Origin of the sequence: Bradyrhizobium sp. 23 (assembly GCF_023073295.1) — a bacterium.
Classification (GTDB): Bacteria; Pseudomonadota; Alphaproteobacteria; order Rhizobiales; family Xanthobacteraceae; genus Bradyrhizobium; species Bradyrhizobium canariense_D.
The window spans coordinates 59,824-76,078 of sequence record NZ_JADPJF010000010.1 but is presented as its reverse complement, the minus strand read 5'-3'; the positions used below and the strand labels follow the sequence as shown (position 1 = coordinate 76,078).

The window sequence follows — 16,255 nt, the reverse complement described above, 5'->3', positions numbered from 1 at the left end:
GAGCGTCTCGTCGCAGGCACGATCGAGCCGCTCGCGCAGTCCGGTGAACTCCTCCGGCCATTCTCGGATTGCCGCGCGCGCCGTTTGCAACGCCTCGTCGGGAGCGCCAATCGCATTCATCACGGAGCCGAAGGCCGGCGGGTGCAGGTTGCGCTGAAAAAAGGCGAGCGCCTCCAGCGCATTGAGCAGCGGCGGCAGCACGGCCACGATATCGTCAACGACGGCCTCGCTCATCGTCGCTTCCTTGCGTCAGTTCTGATCGTCAGTGCAGCTTCGGCGCCTTCAAGAGCTTGTAGCGATCGGTCGAGGTCACCGTGACGTCGAAGGTGACGCCTTCATGATGTACCGTCAGCGGCACGTCGACGCCGGCAGCGCCGAGGCCCCACAGCTTCTTGTAGAAGCCGGTTTGGCTCGTGACCTTCTCGCCGTCGACCGCGAGGATGACGTCGCCGGTCTTGAGCTCGGCACGGGCGGCGGGACCATTGGCGGAGATCCCGATCACAACCACGCGGTTGTCGATCTCGGTCGAAAACAGTCCGAGCCACGGCCGTGCCGGCTTGTTGACGCGGCCGAATTTGCGCAGATCGTCCAGGATCGGTTTCAACAGGTCGATCGGCACGATCATGTTGACGTGCTCGGCCTTGGCCTCGCGCTCGCGTTCGAGCTGCAGCGAGCCGATGCCGATCAGCTCGCCGCGCTCGTTGAGGAGCGCCGTGCCGCCCCAATTCGGGTGCGCGGGATGGGTGAAGATGGCCTCGTCCAGCAGATATTCCCAGTAGCCGGCGAATTCCTGCTTGGCCACGATCTGGCTCGCGACCGAACGCGTGCGTCCGCCGGCGCCGCCGACCACGACGCGGTCGCCGAGCCGGGTCTCGGCCGAGATCCCGAGCGGCAAGGGGGCGACATCGAGCTGGCCGAGCGCCTGCACCAGGCCAAAGCCGGTGACGGCATCGAAGCCGAGCACATGTCCCTCCACTACGCGCCCGTCTCCGACATGCAGCCACACCGACTCTGCTTCGGTGATGAGGTAGCCGATGGTGAGCACCAGCCCGTCGTCGATCACGACGCCGTTGCCGGCGCGTTCAGTCCCCAGTGTCTCGGCGCTGAAGGCGTCCGGCGGGATGATGGCATGCAGGCCGACGACGGAGGCGAGCGCGCGGTCGAGATCGAAACCGTAATCGCTCGCACGCGGCTGATTGGCCGGTGGCACTCTCCATTCGGTCAGGGCGGGCATGGAGTTCTCCTGGCTGAGAGCATCGCTCCGCCGATTAGCGGAACGACGCGCGAAGCACGGATAATTTAGGCCGGAGGAGGCCGTCTTGAAAGCCTCGTTCCCCAACTATTCCCGAGGCACCGGATGAAATCTTTGAAAGGCGCGGGAAGGCTTGATGCACGGTCGGTCGAGCGGGCCTCCGGCATTGGCCGCATGGCTGCTGTCCGGCGAGGTGCTAGGCGCGGTACAATGAAGCTGCTAACCATTGCCGCTTCGTTTGACCGAGGGATCACGGGGCCGAAGCATGGACAACCGCAGCGACATCTGGCGTGGCATCGACACGATCAAGGCACGTTTCATCGACCTCAGCGACAAGGTCTGGGGCATGCCCGAAGTCTGCTACACCGAGGCGCGATCCGCCGCCGAGCATCTCGCCGAGTTGCGTCATCAGGGTTTCCGCATCACCGAGCAGGTCGCGGGCATTCCGACCGCGGTGATGGGCGAATGGGGCGAGGGCGGACCGGTCATTGCCTTCATGGGGGAATATGACGCGCTCCCGGGCCTGAGCCAGGAGGCCGGCGTCGCGGAGCATCGTCCGGTCGAGACTGGCGGCCACGGCCATGGCTGCGGTCACAATCTGCTGGGTTCCGCAGCTCTCCTCGCCGCGACGGCGGTGAAGGACTGGCTTGCCGAGAACAAGGTGCCGGGCCGCGTGCGCTATTACGGCTGCCCCGCGGAGGAGGGCGGCGCGGCAAAAGCCTTCATGGTGCGCTCCGGTGCATTCGAAGACGCCGACATCGCCATCACCTGGCATCCGCACAGCTTCTGGGAAGTCGCGGTGACGCCGTCACTCGCCAACACCCGCGCCGATTTCATCTTCACCGGCCGTACCTCGCATGCGGCGGCCTCGCCGCATCTCGGCCGCTCCGCGCTCGACGCCGTGGAGCTGATGAATGTCGGCGTGAACTATATGCGCGAGCACATGCCGAGCGACGCGCGCGTGCACTACGCGCTGCTCGACACCGGCGGCATCGCCCCGAACGTGGTGCAGGCGCATGCGCGCGTGCGCTATTCGATCCGCGCCCGTGATCTGCCCGGCATGAACGAGCTGGTCGGACGCGTGAGCAAGATCGCGGACGGCGCGGCGCTGATGACCGAGACCAAGGTCGAGATGAAGATCATCTCCGCGGTCTCCAACATCCTGCCGAACACGCCGCTGGAGCAGGCGCTGCATCGGGTCATGGAAGAGCTCGGACCGCCGCATTTCGACGACGTAGACAAGGGCTTTGCCACGGAGATCCGCGCAACGCTGAGCGACAAGGACATCGAGTCGGTCTATTACGCGATCGGCATGGAGCCGACCGACCGGCCGCTGGCTGACTTCCTGGTGCCACTGGATGCCAAGCGCAATCCGCTGGTCGGCTCGACCGACGTCGGCGACGTGAGCTGGGTGGTGCCGACCGTGCAGGTCCACGCACCCACGGTTGCAATCGGTACGCCCTTCCACACCTGGCAGGTGGTCGCGCAGGGCAAGAGCGCGCATGCGCACAAGGCCATGGTGCAGGCCGCCAAGGCGATGGCCGGCATCGGTATCAAGGCGCTGACGGACCCGGAGCTGATCAAGGCTGCCACGGCTGACCTCCAGAAGCGGACAGCCAAGACGCCTTACGTCTGTCCGCTGCCAGACCACGTCGCGCCGCCGCTCGACATGTCCGTGGCGTAGAATTTCGCCTCGATACTTCGTCTGATGCGGCGATCAAATTTTCTGCAGTGCAGCGCGGAATTCAGCGTGTTTTGATGCTGGATTGCCGATCGGATGGGCTGCGGAATATGGTTTTGCCCAACAGACAGTCAGAAGACCGTTTGCATACACACGGTCGCAGTTGACGCGCACCCCATTCGGTGTGCCATCTACCGCCAGCCAAGCCCGGTGGTCGCCTCGCGCGACCGCCTGCATCCATACGGGAACCAGACGGGGACAACCATGCTGGATAAACAACTGCGTTCGATGATCGGTGACGTGAAGGACGGGCGGATGGATCGCCGCGGCTTCATTCAGCGTCTTGCCGCCGTGGGTCTCACCGCGCCTTTGGCCAACCAGATTCTCGCCCTTGGCGGCGTCGCCATGGCCGAGGGCGCCTCGACCTACAAGCCGACCAAGCGCGGCGGCGGTGGCGCGCTCAAGCTGCTGTGGTGGCAGGGGCCGACCCTGCTCAATCCGCATTTCGCCACCGGCACCAAGGACCAGGACGGCGCGCGTCTGTTCTACGAGCCGCTCGCCTGTTGGGATCCCGACGGCAACATGAAGCTGGTCCTGGCCGCCGAAATTCCCTCGATCCAGAACGGTGGCCTCGCCGCCGACGGCAAGTCGGTGACCTGGAAACTCAAGCCCGGCGTCAAATGGCATGACGGCACGCCGTTCACGGCCGACGACGTCGTCTTCAACTGGGAATATGCCAAGGATCCGGCGACCTCCGCACTGACCATCGCGACGCTCCGCGACATCACCGTCGAGAAGGTGGACGACCTCACGGTCCGCATCCTGTTCAACAAGCCGACGCCGTTCTGGGCCGACGCTTTTGTCGGGGCTCCCAATACCATCATCCCGAAACATCTGTTCAAGGACTATATGGGGTCCAAGTCGCGGGAGGCGCCGACCAACCTCTCGCCGGTCGGTACCGGCCCCTACAAGTTCGTCGAGTTCAAGCCGGGCGATCTTGTCCGCGGCGTGATCAATCCCGATTATCACATGGCCAACCGCCCCTATTTCGATTCGATCGAGATGAAGGGCGGCGGCGACGCCGTCTCTGCCGCGCGCGCGGTGATCCAGACTGGCGAATATGATTTCGGCTGGAACATTCAGGTCGAGGACGACGTGCTGCTGCGCCTGGAGAAGGGCGGCAAGGGAAAAACCGTCTACGCCGTCGGCGGCGACACCGAATTCATCGCGCTGAACTTCACCGATCCCAACACCGAGGTCGATGGCGAACGCTCCTCGATAAAGACCAAGCACCCGCTGTTTTCTGATCCAGCGGTGCGCAAGGCGCTCTCGCTGCTGATCGATCGCGAATCGGTCAAGAAGGCCATCTACGGCCGCGCCGGCCGCACCACCGCCAACTTCCTCAACGGGCCCGAAAAATTCGTGTCCAAGAACACCTCGTGGGAGTTCAGCGTCGAGAAGGCCTCGAAGATCCTCGACGACGCCGGCTGGAAGCCGGGCGCCGACGGCATCCGCGAGAAGGACGGCAAGAAGCTGAAGCTCCTCTACCAGACCGCGATCAACGGGCCGCGCCAGAAGACGCAGGCCATCGTCAAGCAGGCCTGCCAGAAGGCGGGTATCGACGTCGAGCTGAAATCGGTCGTCGCCTCCGTGTTCTTCTCCTCCGACGTCGGCAATCCCGACACCTATTCCAAGTTCTACGCCGACATGGAGATGTTCCAGATCCCGCTGAGCCAGCCCGATCCGTCGCAGCACATGCGTCGTTACCTTTCGAACCTCGTCGCCACCAAGGAGAACAAGTGGCAGGGCACCAACTTCCCGCGCTGGGTCAACAAGGAGTACGACGCGACCATCCTGGCCGCCGACGGCGAAATGGATCCGGTCAAGCGCGCGGCGCTCTACATCAAGGCCAATGATCTCATGTACCACGACATCGTTTTCATCCCGGTGCAGCACCGTCTGAAGGTCGAGGCGGCCGCAAACAATCTGCGCCCGGTCGTTTCCGGCTGGGCCAACGAGACCGACAATTTGTTCGACTGGTACCGCGAAGAATGATCACGCACGCCTAGAGCGGTCCTTCTTCATGAGCCAGTATGTCCTGCGTCGCCTCCTGATCGCGATTCCGAGCCTGCTCGGAATTTCGCTCGTGCTGTTCGTCGTGCTCGCACTCGCCCCGGGCGATCCCTTCTCCGAGCTAGCGACCAATCCGAACGTGCCGCCCGAAGTCGCTCTCGCGCTTCGGGCGAAGTTCGGCCTCGACGATCCGATCTACCTTCGTTACCTGCACTGGCTCAACGCCATGCTGCACGGCGACTGGGGTTTCTCCTTCGTCAGCCGGATGAACGTGGACACGCTCATTCTCCAGCGACTGCCAACGACGCTGTACGTGATCGGCTCGGCGCAGATCCTTGCGCTCCTGATCGCGATCCCGGTCGGGGTCTACGCCGCGACGAAACCTTATTCGCTGTTCGACCAGGTCGCCAACACGCTCGCCTTTGTCGGCTTCTCGCTGCCGACCTTCTTCACCGGCATCCTGTTCATCCTGATCTTCTCGGTCACGCTGGACTGGCTGCCTTTCGTCTACACGACCGACATCAAGGGCACGGGGATTCACTGGGTGCTGGAGATGATCCGTCAGGCGATCATGCCGGTGGCGGTGCTCGGCCTGTTCCAGGCTGCGTCGATGACGCGTTTCGTGCGCTCGGCGATGCTCGACGTGATCCGGCTCGACTACGTCACCACCGCGCGCGCCAAGGGCATCGGCCAGAGGCGGGTGATCATCAAGCATGTGATGCGCAACGCGATGATCCCGGTCGTCACGTTGATTGCGTTGCAAATCCCGGCGGTGTTCGGCGGCGCCATCGTCACCGAGCAGATCTTCCGCATCCCCGGCATCGGCTCGCTGCTGATCTCCTCCATCCTTTCCAACGACACGCCGGTGGTGATGGCCGTCACCTTCGTCTTTGCGTGCCTGGTCGTGCTGTTCAATCTCATCGCGGACGTTCTTTATGGCTGGCTTGACCCTCGCATCTCCCTCCGCTGAGCGGCGCGTCTACTCGCCCTGGCGCGAGACGTGGCGGCGCTATAGCCGCCACAAGCTTGCCGTGGTCAGCGCGTTCCTGCTCCTCGTTCTGATCCTGGCGGTGGTGGTCGGCCCCTTTATCTGGCGGGTCAAGATCGACGACATCGACATCGTGGCGGGCATGCAGGGGCCGTCGCTGGCCCATCCCTTTGGCACCGACGATCTCGGGCAGGATATCCTCGCCCGCATGATCTATGGCGGGCGCATCTCGCTCGCGGTCGGTCTCGCCGCGATGCTGGTCTCGGTCTTTGTCGGTGTGCTGATCGGCGCGCTCGCCGGCATGTCGCGCGGCGCGCTCGGCCATGGGCTGATGTGGCTCACCGATCTCTTTTTGTCGCTGCCGCAATTGCCCCTGCTGCTGCTGCTGATCTATCTCTTCCGCGACGGGCTGAAGGCAGCGTTCGGCCCCGAGGGCGGCATTTTCATCCTGATCGTGCTCGTGATCGGTGGCTTGCGCTGGATGCCGGTCGCCCGCCTCGTTCGCGCCCAGTTCCTGTCGATCCGCGAGAAGGAATTCGTCGAAGCCGCGCGCGCTCTCGGAGCCAGCCCGGTACGGCAGGTGGTGCGCCATATCCTGCCCAATGCGCTCGGTCCGGTGATCATCGCCGGCACCATCGACGTGGCCGCAGCCATCATCGCGGAATCGACGCTGTCCTTCCTCGGCCTCGGCTTCCCGCCGGATACGCCGACCTGGGGCCGGCTGCTTTATGACGCGAAAGACTTTCTCGACATCGGCCCGCACTGGGCGCTGTTCCCGGGCGGCGCGATCTTCATCGCAGTGGTCGCCATCAATTTTATCGGCGACGGCCTGCGTGACGCGCTCGATGCGCGGCGGGTGATCTGATGGCGCCGCTGCTCGAGATCAAGGGACTGAAAACCCACTTCTCCACCGACGACGGCATCCTCCAGGCGGTCGACGGTGTCGACATCTCCATCAACCGCGGCGAGACGCTCTGCGTCGTCGGCGAATCCGGTTGCGGCAAGACCGTCACCGCGATGTCGATCCTGAAGCTGATCGCGATGCCGCCGGGCCGCATCGCGGCAGGCGAGATCATCTTCGAGGGCCGCGATCTCGTGCCGCTGACGAGCAGTCAGCTCGACGAGATCCGCGCCAAGGAGATCGGCTTCATCTTCCAGGAGCCGATGACCTCGCTCAATCCGGTGCTGACCATCGGCGAGCAGATCGCCGAAAGCCTGCGCCGCCATGAGAATGTCACCAGGAAACAGGCGCTCGATCGCACCATCGAGATGCTCAAGCTGGTGCAGATTCCCAACGCCGAAGGCCGCGTGCACAACTATCCGCATCAGTTCTCCGGCGGCATGCGCCAGCGTGTGATGATCGCGATGGCTCTCGCCTGCAAGCCGAAACTGATCATCGCCGACGAGCCCACCACGGCCCTCGACGTCACTATTCAGGCGCAGATCCTCGACCTGCTCCAGGACATGAAGGAACGCTTCGGCATGGCGGTGATGCTGATCACCCATGCCATGGGCGTCGTCGCCGAGACCGCGCAACGCGTCGTCGTGATGTATGCCGGCAAGGTGGTGGAGGAGGCGCCCGTCGACGACCTCTTTGGCAATCCCGGCCATCCCTATACCCAGGGACTGATCCGCTCGATCCCGCGCATCGATCTCGCCAGCGAGCACAAGGTGCGGCTGGAGGCGATCGGCGGCTCGGTGCCGATCCTGATCAATCCGCCGGTCGGCTGCCGCTTCGCTCCGCGCTGCCGCCACGCCATGAGCGTCTGCACCGAGAGGGAGCCGCTGCTGCGCGAGATCGCGCCCGGCCACCGTATGGCCTGTCATCTGGGAGATACGCAGTTGGGAGGCGCAGCATGACCGAGCCCCTGCTCCGCGTCAGCGGCCTGAAGAAATATTTTCCCGTGCATGGCGGCCTGTTGTCGCGCCAGGTCGGCAGCGTTTATGCCGTCGATGGGGTCTCGTTCTCGGTCAACCGCGGCGAGACGCTCGGCCTCGTCGGCGAATCCGGCTGCGGAAAGTCGACGACGGGACGCTGCGTGCTGCGCCTGATCGAACCGACCGACGGCGAGGTCGTGTTCGACGGTCAGGATGTCCGCCAGCTCGGCGGCAACGATTTGCGCGCGATGCGGCGGAACATGCAGCTTGTGTTCCAGGACCCGTTCGCCTCCCTCAATCCGCGCATGACGGTCGGCGCCATCCTCGGCGAAGCCCTCGTCATCCATAAGCTCGGCTCATCCGCCAAGGAGCGTGAGGATCGCGTCGCGAGCCTGCTGGTGAAGGTCGGGCTCAAGGCCGAGCACATGCGCCGCTATCCGCATGAATTCTCCGGCGGTCAGCGCCAGCGCATCGTGATCGCGCGTGCGCTCGCGGTCGAGCCGAAACTGATCGTCTGCGACGAACCGGTGTCTGCGCTCGACGTCTCGATCCAGGCGCAGGTCATCAACTTGCTGGAAGATCTCCAGGCGGAGCTGAACCTCACCTATCTCTTCGTTGCGCACGATTTGTCGGTGGTCGAGCACATCTCCGACCGGGTCGCGGTGATGTATCTTGGCCGTATCGTCGAGCTCGCCAAGGCCAGCGACCTCTACCGCAATCCGCAGCATCCCTACACGAGGGCGCTGTTATCGGCGGTGCCGGTGCCCGATCCCAAGCTCAAGCGCGAGCGCATCCGCCTCAAGGGCGACGTTCCGAGCCCGATGAAGCCGCCGTCGGGCTGCCACTTCCACACCCGCTGTCCTATCGCCCAGCCGCGTTGCGCGGAAAGCGCACCGGAGCTGAAGGAGGGAGCAGGCGGGCACTTTGTGGCGTGCCATCTCGCCTGACGCCGGGAAAAGCGGATCGCGCATTCATGCGTGAAGCAGGCCGTGCTCCGACAGGGCCCGCCTGAAAGCCTCAACCGAGGTGTGGTGATGCGCGAACAGGCCCGCCTCTCGCGCACCGGCGACATTGGCCATGAGATCGTCGACGAACAGGACGTTCTCCGGTTTGACGTCGAGCTCCGACAGACAGAGGCGGAAGCAGCGCGGGTCCGGCTTCGCCGTCTTGAACCGGGCCGAGGCGTAGATTCGCGAGCCGAACAGCGGTGGCAATTCCGGCAGCAGCGCTGCGATATGGTCGGCGACCAGCGTCGTGTTGTTGGTCAGGACGGCAATGTCGACGGTTTGACGCAAGCTGCCGACAATCTCCAGCATGGCACGATCGGCCTGCATTGAACGGCGTCGCGCCTCGATCCACTCGTCCAGTGACAGCGGATAGCCGATGCGGTCGCCGAAACCCCGCAAATAGTCCGCGGCATCGAGTGTGCAGGAATCGCCGAGCAGCTCGAAGCCGCTGTCCCAGATCGCCTTGTGGACGGATTCGCTCGTGGTCCCCGCAACCTTCGCCAGCCATGCGACACGCTTTGCCGTGTCGTAGTCGCAGAGGACATTGTCCATGTCGAAGAGGACGAGTTTGATTTGACCGGTCACCGCAGCACTCTCGGATTGGCCGAACATCCGGCCGTGATCCAAGCCATACCGCGCTGGAGCGCAGGCAACAAATCGGGCCAGCGGTCGATCCGTCACGCGCTCCTGGCGGGCCAGGGAACGACCTGTCCCGACATCACCAGCCGGTCACGGCCGTTGTCCTTGGCGGCGTAGAGCGCGCGGTCGGCGGCGCCGACCAGCGTGCTGCAGTCCGCCGTGGTTTGGGACGGCAGACTCGTCGCGCCGCCAACGCTTGCGGTCACCAGGCGCGAGGGGGGACTTTGCGCATGCGGCATGGCGAGATCGTGCAGAGCCTTGCGAATCCCTTCGCCGACCTCGGCGCAGCCCTCGGGACCGGTGTTCGGCAACAGCACGGCGAATTCTTCGCCACCGTAGCGCGCCGCGACGTCGGCCTGGCGCTTGGTGTGGGTTGATAGGATCCGGCCCAGCGCGCGCAGGCATCCGTCGCCCGCCAGATGCCCGTATTGGTCGTTGAACTTCTTGAAATGATCGACATCGATCAGCAGGAGCGAGAGCTGCGTGCCATCGCGCCGGGCCCGGGCCCATTCCTCGGCGAGGCGCTCGTCGAACGCGCGCCGGTTGACGAGTCCGGTGAGGCCGTCGGTCGTTGCAAGCGAGGCGAGCTTGTCCTGAAGATCCTTCTGCTCGGTGATGTCGCGCACCACCGCGACGACGCCGTCGATCTCACCGCTGTCCGACGCCAGGGTCACGTGCAACGCCGCCTCCGCCCAAATCTCGCCCTTGTCGCGATGACGGTGGCGATAGACGAACCGCGTCTCCTCGGCCTCGCCATTCTTAAGCGCGGCGATAGCCTGCTCGACCCGCTCCATGTCGTCGGCGTGAATGCCGGCCAGGGCCGAGGTGGATAGCAGCTCGTCGGAGGACCAGCCCGTGATGCGTACGCACGAGGGGGAAACGTAGAGCAGCCGGTTGTCCAGCCCGATCCGGGTCACCATGTCGCTGGATTGCTCGGCCAACAGGCGGAAGTTTGCTTCGTTGACGACGAGGGCCTGGGCCGTGCGCTGCCGCTGTACGAGCTGACGGACCAGGTAGAAGCCGATCACCGCGATCAGCAGCACAAGGCCGAGGACGAAGGTGGTGCGCGCAGCCGCGGCTTGCCGCCACGGCGCCAGCACGTCGTCCCGCGACTTGCTCGCCAGCACCATTAGGGGATAGCGGCTGCTGCGTTGGTAATAGCTCAGCCGCTGGACGCCATCGAGCGGCGACTTGAAATAGTAGACTGCTGCGGCGGGGCGACTTTCCCATCCCTTGAACAAGGGCGCATTGGACAGGTCGCGTCCGACAAAGGCGCCACTGTCGTCGCGGCTGCGCGCCAGCATGATGCCGCTATCGTTGAGCAGCGATGCCGAGCCGTTCGTACCGATGTCGAACCGCTCGTAGAACTTGACGAAATAGCCGACGTCGATCGTGAGCAGGGCAACGCCGGCGAAGCCGCCGTCGGCATCGTTGATCCGGCGGGACGCGGTGACGACCCATTGGCCCCCGGCTCGACTCTTCACGGGCGGTCCGATCAGCGTGCCCATCTCCGGCGAGTGCCGATGACGCTGGAAATATTCGCGGTCGCTGTTGTTGAGCTTGGAGAAGTCGAGCCGCTCGGTCGTGGCAAGCCACTGCCCGCTCGCGTCATAAACGAAGATGCCGCGGATCCGGTCCGATGATTTTCGTGTCGGCAGATAGGCCTGAAGCTTGGTGATCGTGTCCGGACCCGTCCCGTCGATTTCGAGCCGGTGGACCAGGCCTACGAGGATTGTATCAACGAGTTCGAAGGTGTCGTCCGCGTGCTGGATCAGCGAATGCGCCAGATTGGCGACGTCGATCTCGGCGTTCTTGAGATCGGCATTGCGTGTTTCCCATTCACGCCAGGCGCTCAAGCCGAGGATGGCGAAGCAGGTCAGGATGACGAAACCCGCTGCCCAGAGCGGAAGGCGCGTCTTTCCGAGTTCGCGGCCCGTGGTCATCAGGCTTGCTCCATTTCGGCGCAAACCTCTCACTTTGGCCTTAACGGGCTGTTGCAACTTCCGTGCGGATTGTGCGCTTCCGGTCGGAACAATCCTCGACAATTGACGGGCTATCGTCGAGCTAACCAGGCTGACCCCGCGCGCCGGGCCTTTCTGCCTCACTCATCCAGCGTGAAGCCGACCCGCAGCGTCACCTGGTAGTGGCGCACGGCACCGTTCTCGATATGGCCGCGCGTTTGCACCACCTCGAACCATTTCATCTCGCGAACGGTCTTTGCGGCCCGGCTGACCGCGTTCTTGATCGCATCCTCGATCGACGTCTCGGACGATCCGACCAGTTCCAGGATCTTGTAGACGTGATCCGTCTCGCTTGTGGCCATGACTATTCTCCCCTCGTGCTGTGGCGGGACCGGATATGTCTGTCGCGGACAACTGGCGCCCGCGCGACATCCGGCCTCGACTCTGAACGGATGCCGGCGCCCCGAGTTCCGTCCCGGCAGGAGCCTGCCGCTCGCCTTCCGAGCGCTGCCTAGGCGTCCCAATTTTTCTAAGTGCACGAAAATCTGGATCGCGTGTGCAAGCGGCGCTCCTGAATTGGCGCGCGGTCGCCGGCCCGCTCTTGCCGGTTCCGATATGAGTAAGCTAACCTTGGCCTTTCCTCTGGCGTCTTCGAAGTGCGGTGATGATCGAGCGTTGGACGAGGGGCGCTCTGGCTGCGATCGGTCTCTGCGTTGTGCCCGCGCCGGCCATCGCGCAGGACGATCTCGACGGTGCCCCGATGAGCATGTCGCTGCAGGTCACGACCGATCCCTCCACCATCGAGTGCCGTCGGCTGGAGAAGGTCAATCCGGCCTCGCTGGTCTTCTTGCCGCTACGCCGGACCTTCAACGAGGATTTTGACGAGCATCCGCTGGCAAACGGACGCTGGGTGCCGCATTACGCCGGCGGCGCGGCCTGGCCGGAGGCGCGTTACTGGGGCGGCGACGGCTCCGACTTCAAGCGCAAGACCAGCGCCAATGGCGAGCAACAGATCTATGTCGATCCGCGCTATGCGGGGCGCAACGCGGCGCCGCTCGGGCTCGATCCGTTCAAGGTCAAGGACGGCGTGCTGTCGATCGTCGCCAGCCGTACCCCGCCGGGGTTGAAGCCGGTGCTGTTCGACAACGAGTACATCTCCGGGATACTGACGACCCAGGGCACGTTCGCGCAGAAGCACGGCTATTTCGAGATCCGCGCCAAGGTGCCGGTCGGGCACGCAGTGTGGCCGGCGTTCTGGATGCTGGCGGATGACGGTGGCTGGCCGCCGGAGGTGGACGTGCTGGAAGGCCGCGGCGAAAAGCCGGGCGATCTCGTGATGACGACGCATTGGCGGATTCCCTCGACCCAGAAGATTCAGTCCTGCGGCTTCGACTTCGCGGTCGGCGACGCGTCGAGCGCATTCCACACTTACGGTGTGCTGTGGGAGGAGGATCGCCTGGTCTATTTCATCGACCGCAGACCGGTGTCCGACATCAAGGTGCCGATCGGTTTCGACGATCCCATGTACATGATCGTCAATCTCGCGATCGGATCCAAATTCTTTCTCGGCGTCGGTCCGGTCGACGCGGAGTCGCCGCCTACCGTCGCATTCGAGATCGACCGGATTTCCGTCTATCAGATCGATCTGGAGCAGGCGCGCAGATAGAAGCTCGCTGATCTCTCCCGGCGTTGGGCGGCGCGAGTCAACGATGGATTGCCGAGGGCCTGCACGCCGACGTTACGGATCCAGCTCCGTATCCCAGTAGAGATAATCCAGCCAACTGTCGTGCAGATAGTTCGGCGGGAACAGGCGGCCGTTACGGTGGAGCTGGTGCACGGTCGGCGCGAAGGCGTGCTGGCGTGGAAACATCTTGGCCTGCACCGGCGTCAGATTGCCCTTGCGCAAATTGCAGGGGGAGCACGCCGCGACCACGTTCTCCCAGGTGGTCTGGCCGCCTTTGCTGCGCGGGATGATGTGGTCGAAGGTGAGGTCTTCGGGCGAGCCGCAATATTGGCAGGCGAAACGATCGCGCAGGAAGACGTTAAATCGGGTGAAGGCAGGGTGGGTGGTCGGCTTGACGAAGGATTTGAGCGAGACGACGCTCGGCAGCTGCATTTGCAGCGTGGGGCTATGGACCGCCTGATCGTAATGCGCGACGATGTTGACGCGGTCGAGGAATACCGCCTTGATCGCGTCCTGCCACGACCACAAAGACAGTGGGTAGTAACTCAGCGGCCGGAAGTCCGCATTCAGCACCAACACCGGCCAATGGCCTTGCGAGACATGTGCGTTCAAGTAACGCTCCTGGCCTCCAATGTACGCTGCGAAGCAGCACGTAACTGACATACTACATGCAGCGTGACGGGATTGTGAAGCCCGTTGAGCGACTTATTCCGGCACAAGCAATGCGGCCGGGGGGTGGCAAAGCGCGCAAAACGCTGTGATTTCCAAGTCCGAGGCCGTTGAGGCAGCGTCATCCTGACAGCGCGACGTGGATGTGCCGAGGCAGCTACTCCCGCACGCGCTCCAGCTTCTGCAAACATCGCGTCGCGCGCACCACGGCCGGCATCTCCTCGTCCGGAAAGCTGGTCTTCCAGTCGGTGACGCCGACCTCGCCGACATAGATGTCGCCCCTGGAATCCAGTGCGATGCCGTGCGGCGCCAGGAACTTGCCGCTCGCAACGCCCGGGCCTTCCTCGCCACCGAGCCGCGCGATGCGGTTGCCCTTGGCGTCCACGATCGAGAGCCGCGGGCCGAGATTGGGCACCTTGCGGTTGACGGCCAGGCCAGGGCCGAGTTCCCCGATGACGAAGGTCGGGCTCTTAGCCCCACCGCAACAGCATAGCGCACAAGGGCGGTGCAGATTGTTCCACTGCGTCTCGTACTTGCCGTTGCCGTCGAACACCTGCACGCGGTGGTTCTCGCGGTCGGCGACATAGACAAAGCCGTCGGCGTCGGTGGCGATGTTGTGCACGATGTTGAACTGGCCGGGATCGGTGCCGGGTTCGCCCCAGCTTGTCATCAGCTTGCCGCCGGGCGTGAATTTGTGCACGCGCGCATTGCCATAGCCGTCGGAGACGTAGATTTCACCCTTCGGCGACAGCGCGGTGTGGGTGCAGCGGTGGAAGGGATCGCCGCTCATGAACGGCGACGGTTTCTCGGGGATGCCGATCGTCAGCAGCACCTTGCCGTCGGTGGTGCACTTGCGCACGGTGTGGTCGCCGTCATCGGTGCAATAGAGATTGTCGTCGGCATCGATGTGCAGGCCGTGGGCGCGCGAGAACAGGCCTTCGCCCCAACTTCGCAAGAAATTGCCCTCGCGGTCCAGCACGACCATCGGATGGGCCCCGCGGTTGAAGACGTAGACGCGGTCCTTGCTGTCGACCGCGACCGAGGCGACGTCGGTGAGCTGCCATCCGTCCGGCAGCTTTGCGAAGTTTTCAACGACGCGGTAGCGGTGCTCGCCGGTGCCGAGAATGGCTGGCATGAATTCTCCTCTTGTTCGTTATCGTGGTGCGACACTGCTTCTACGGTGTTGTTCAAGCGGTGCTCGCCGCTGCCGCTCCAGCCTGCCCCAAAATCCCTTCCTCGATCGCCTTGATCTGCAGCGCCAGATATTTCGAGTTGATCCGGCATTGCGCGAGGCTGCCGGCGATGAACCAGAGGCCGGGCTGCCTGGTGCGCGTATACATGTTACGCAGCTCGAGGCCGTCGCCAAAGCCCCAGATCGGGCCGACCCGGTCGGCGACGGCGTCGCCGAACAGTTTCTGCACCAGATATTCCTGTGTCTTGTAACCGGTCGAGAGCACGATCAGGTCGGCCGAAAGGGTTGTGCCGTCCTTCATGCGAACGCCCTCGGTGACGAAGCTCTCGATGTCGGAAAACTGCCTGAGCTTGATCGCGCCCTCGATGATGAGGTTGGAGCAGCCGACATTGAAATAATAGCCGCCGCCACGGGTGAGATATTTGAACTGCCAGCCGGTGCCGGCCTCGCCGAAATCGAGCTTGAAGCCGACGCGCCGCAACCCGTCGAGCAGTTCCTTGTCGAGCTCCTTCGACTGCTCCGTCAGCATCACATGGGTCTTTTTCGCGAGCGGTGTCGGCATCGAGGTCGCGATCAGATCGTTGTCCTCGAGCGTGCCCTCATTGTAGGTCGCATAAGCGAGTTGGGCCGACGGCTCGATATTGGTGACGAGCGTAGGTGAACGCTGCACCAGCGTCACTTCGGCACCACTGGAGTGAAGATCCTGCGCGATGTCGTGGCCGCTATTGCCGGTGCCGATGACGATGGCGCGTTTTCCTGTCCAGGTCTCGCCGTCCTCGTAGCGGCTCGAATGCAGCAGCGTGCCCTTGAAGTTATCCAGGGTCGGAATGACAGGCACATTGGCGATGCCGCTGACGCCGGTCGCCATCACCACATGGCGCGGGTGCATGATACGCTCACTGCCGTCGGTGTGCCGCAGTGTGACGGTCCAGTGGTCTTTCGCATCGTCGTAGGCGCCGCCCTCGAATTCGGTTCCGGTCCAGAAGTTCAGCTCCATCGCCTCGACGTAAGCTTCGAACCAGTTGGCGAGCTTGTCCTTGGGGATATAGGTCGGCCAGCTCGGCGGAAACGGCATGTAGGGCAAATGATTGACCTGCACCTGGTTATGCAGGGTCAGCGCGTGGTAGCGCTTGCGCCAATTGTCCCCGATCCGTGCCTCGCGATCGACGATCAGGGTGTCGATGTTCAACTGTTTCAGCCGCGCCGCGATCGCGAGCCCGGCCTGGCCGCC

At 63.9% G+C, this 16,255-nt stretch carries 14 protein-coding genes and 1 pseudogene; 7 read left to right on the top strand and 8 right to left on the bottom strand.

Annotated features, from left to right (window positions below):
- A pseudogene (locus IVB32_RS01670) lies at positions 1-234 on the bottom strand (phospholipase); the annotation flags it as partial.
- Between the two features lie 28 nt (positions 235-262).
- On the bottom strand, positions 263-1,234 hold the full coding sequence (locus tag IVB32_RS01665) for a S1C family serine protease (protein WP_018453218.1): 972 nt from the start codon (positions 1,232-1,234) through the stop codon (positions 263-265).
- A gap of 283 nt (positions 1,235-1,517) precedes the next feature.
- Here IVB32_RS01665 and IVB32_RS01660 point away from each other — a divergent pair, with 283 nt between their 5' ends.
- The 6 genes from IVB32_RS01660 to IVB32_RS01635 all read left to right on the top strand — a co-directional run bounded on the left by IVB32_RS01660 (position 1,518) and on the right by IVB32_RS01635 (position 8,819).
- Entirely contained in the window at positions 1,518-2,936 is a 1,419-nt protein-coding gene (locus IVB32_RS01660) for a M20 family metallopeptidase (protein ID WP_018453219.1), read from the top strand.
- A gap of 261 nt (positions 2,937-3,197) precedes the next feature.
- The gene (locus tag IVB32_RS01655) at positions 3,198-4,988 is read left to right on the top strand and encodes a peptide ABC transporter substrate-binding protein (RefSeq protein WP_026232487.1); all 1,791 of its coding nucleotides are present in this window, start codon (positions 3,198-3,200) and stop codon (positions 4,986-4,988) included.
- 28 nt (positions 4,989-5,016) lie between these two features.
- Positions 5,017-5,976, top strand: coding sequence for an ABC transporter permease (locus IVB32_RS01650; protein WP_007597394.1), 960 nt, complete (start codon positions 5,017-5,019; stop codon positions 5,974-5,976).
- The gene (locus tag IVB32_RS01645) at positions 5,942-6,859 is read left to right on the top strand and encodes an ABC transporter permease subunit (RefSeq protein WP_007597392.1); all 918 of its coding nucleotides are present in this window, start codon (positions 5,942-5,944) and stop codon (positions 6,857-6,859) included. The genes IVB32_RS01650 and IVB32_RS01645 overlap by 35 nt, the downstream gene beginning before the upstream one ends.
- A complete protein-coding gene (locus IVB32_RS01640; protein WP_085350758.1) occupies positions 6,859-7,854 on the top strand; it encodes an ABC transporter ATP-binding protein in 996 nt (331 codons plus the stop codon). Before IVB32_RS01645 ends, IVB32_RS01640 begins: the two co-directional genes overlap by 1 nt.
- Positions 7,851-8,819 (top strand): dipeptide ABC transporter ATP-binding protein, encoded by a 969-nt coding sequence (locus IVB32_RS01635; RefSeq protein ID WP_007597389.1) that lies wholly within the window; start codon positions 7,851-7,853, stop codon positions 8,817-8,819. Before IVB32_RS01640 ends, IVB32_RS01635 begins: the two co-directional genes overlap by 4 nt.
- Positions 8,820-8,843: 24 nt before the next feature.
- On the opposite strand, the gene IVB32_RS01630 is transcribed toward IVB32_RS01635, so the two are convergent.
- The 3 genes from IVB32_RS01630 to IVB32_RS01620 all read right to left on the bottom strand — a co-directional run bounded on the left by IVB32_RS01630 (position 8,844) and on the right by IVB32_RS01620 (position 11,841).
- Positions 8,844-9,491 (bottom strand): HAD family phosphatase, encoded by a 648-nt coding sequence (locus IVB32_RS01630; RefSeq protein WP_026232488.1) that lies wholly within the window; start codon positions 9,489-9,491, stop codon positions 8,844-8,846.
- 65 nt (positions 9,492-9,556) lie between these two features.
- Entirely contained in the window at positions 9,557-11,461 is a 1,905-nt protein-coding gene (locus IVB32_RS01625) for a diguanylate cyclase (protein WP_018453223.1), read from the bottom strand.
- A gap of 158 nt (positions 11,462-11,619) precedes the next feature.
- Entirely contained in the window at positions 11,620-11,841 is a 222-nt protein-coding gene (locus IVB32_RS01620; protein WP_018453224.1) for a dodecin, read from the bottom strand.
- A gap of 302 nt (positions 11,842-12,143) precedes the next feature.
- Between IVB32_RS01620 and IVB32_RS01615 the strand changes: the two genes are divergently transcribed.
- Positions 12,144-13,145: a glycoside hydrolase family 16 protein gene (locus IVB32_RS01615; protein WP_018453225.1), complete on the top strand. Its 1,002-nt coding sequence runs from the start codon at positions 12,144-12,146 to the stop codon at positions 13,143-13,145.
- A gap of 72 nt (positions 13,146-13,217) precedes the next feature.
- On the opposite strand, the gene IVB32_RS01610 is transcribed toward IVB32_RS01615, so the two are convergent.
- From IVB32_RS01610 to IVB32_RS01600, 3 genes are all read right to left on the bottom strand, one after another.
- Positions 13,218-13,775 carry an HNH endonuclease gene (locus IVB32_RS01610; RefSeq protein WP_007597381.1) on the bottom strand — a complete coding sequence of 186 codons (558 nt, stop codon included), beginning with the start codon at positions 13,773-13,775 and terminating at the stop codon, positions 13,218-13,220.
- Between the two features lie 214 nt (positions 13,776-13,989).
- A complete protein-coding gene (locus IVB32_RS01605) occupies positions 13,990-14,967 on the bottom strand; it encodes a peptidyl-alpha-hydroxyglycine alpha-amidating lyase family protein (RefSeq protein WP_018453226.1) in 978 nt (325 codons plus the stop codon).
- A gap of 52 nt (positions 14,968-15,019) precedes the next feature.
- On the bottom strand, positions 15,020-16,255 hold a 1,236-nt coding region (locus IVB32_RS01600), incomplete at its 5' end, for an NAD(P)/FAD-dependent oxidoreductase (RefSeq protein ID WP_247409634.1).

Coding starts and splice junctions, on each gene's coding strand:
- IVB32_RS01665 (WP_018453218.1), bottom strand. CDS start 1,234: ATGCCCGCCCTGACCGAATGGAGAGTGCCACCGGCCAATCAGCCGCGT.
- IVB32_RS01605 (WP_018453226.1), bottom strand. CDS start 14,967: ATGCCAGCCATTCTCGGCACCGGCGAGCACCGCTACCGCGTCGTTGAA.
- IVB32_RS01625 (WP_018453223.1), bottom strand. CDS start 11,461: ATGACCACGGGCCGCGAACTCGGAAAGACGCGCCTTCCGCTCTGGGCA.
- IVB32_RS01645 (WP_007597392.1), top strand. CDS start 5,942: ATGGCTGGCTTGACCCTCGCATCTCCCTCCGCTGAGCGGCGCGTCTAC.
- IVB32_RS01650 (WP_007597394.1), top strand. CDS start 5,017: ATGAGCCAGTATGTCCTGCGTCGCCTCCTGATCGCGATTCCGAGCCTG.
- IVB32_RS01630 (WP_026232488.1), bottom strand. CDS start 9,491: ATGTTCGGCCAATCCGAGAGTGCTGCGGTGACCGGTCAAATCAAACTC.
- IVB32_RS01660 (WP_018453219.1), top strand. CDS start 1,518: ATGGACAACCGCAGCGACATCTGGCGTGGCATCGACACGATCAAGGCA.
- IVB32_RS01640 (WP_085350758.1), top strand. CDS start 6,859: ATGGCGCCGCTGCTCGAGATCAAGGGACTGAAAACCCACTTCTCCACC.
- IVB32_RS01620 (WP_018453224.1), bottom strand. CDS start 11,841: ATGGCCACAAGCGAGACGGATCACGTCTACAAGATCCTGGAACTGGTC.
- IVB32_RS01635 (WP_007597389.1), top strand. CDS start 7,851: ATGACCGAGCCCCTGCTCCGCGTCAGCGGCCTGAAGAAATATTTTCCC.
- IVB32_RS01655 (WP_026232487.1), top strand. CDS start 3,198: ATGCTGGATAAACAACTGCGTTCGATGATCGGTGACGTGAAGGACGGG.
- IVB32_RS01615 (WP_018453225.1), top strand. CDS start 12,144: ATGATCGAGCGTTGGACGAGGGGCGCTCTGGCTGCGATCGGTCTCTGC.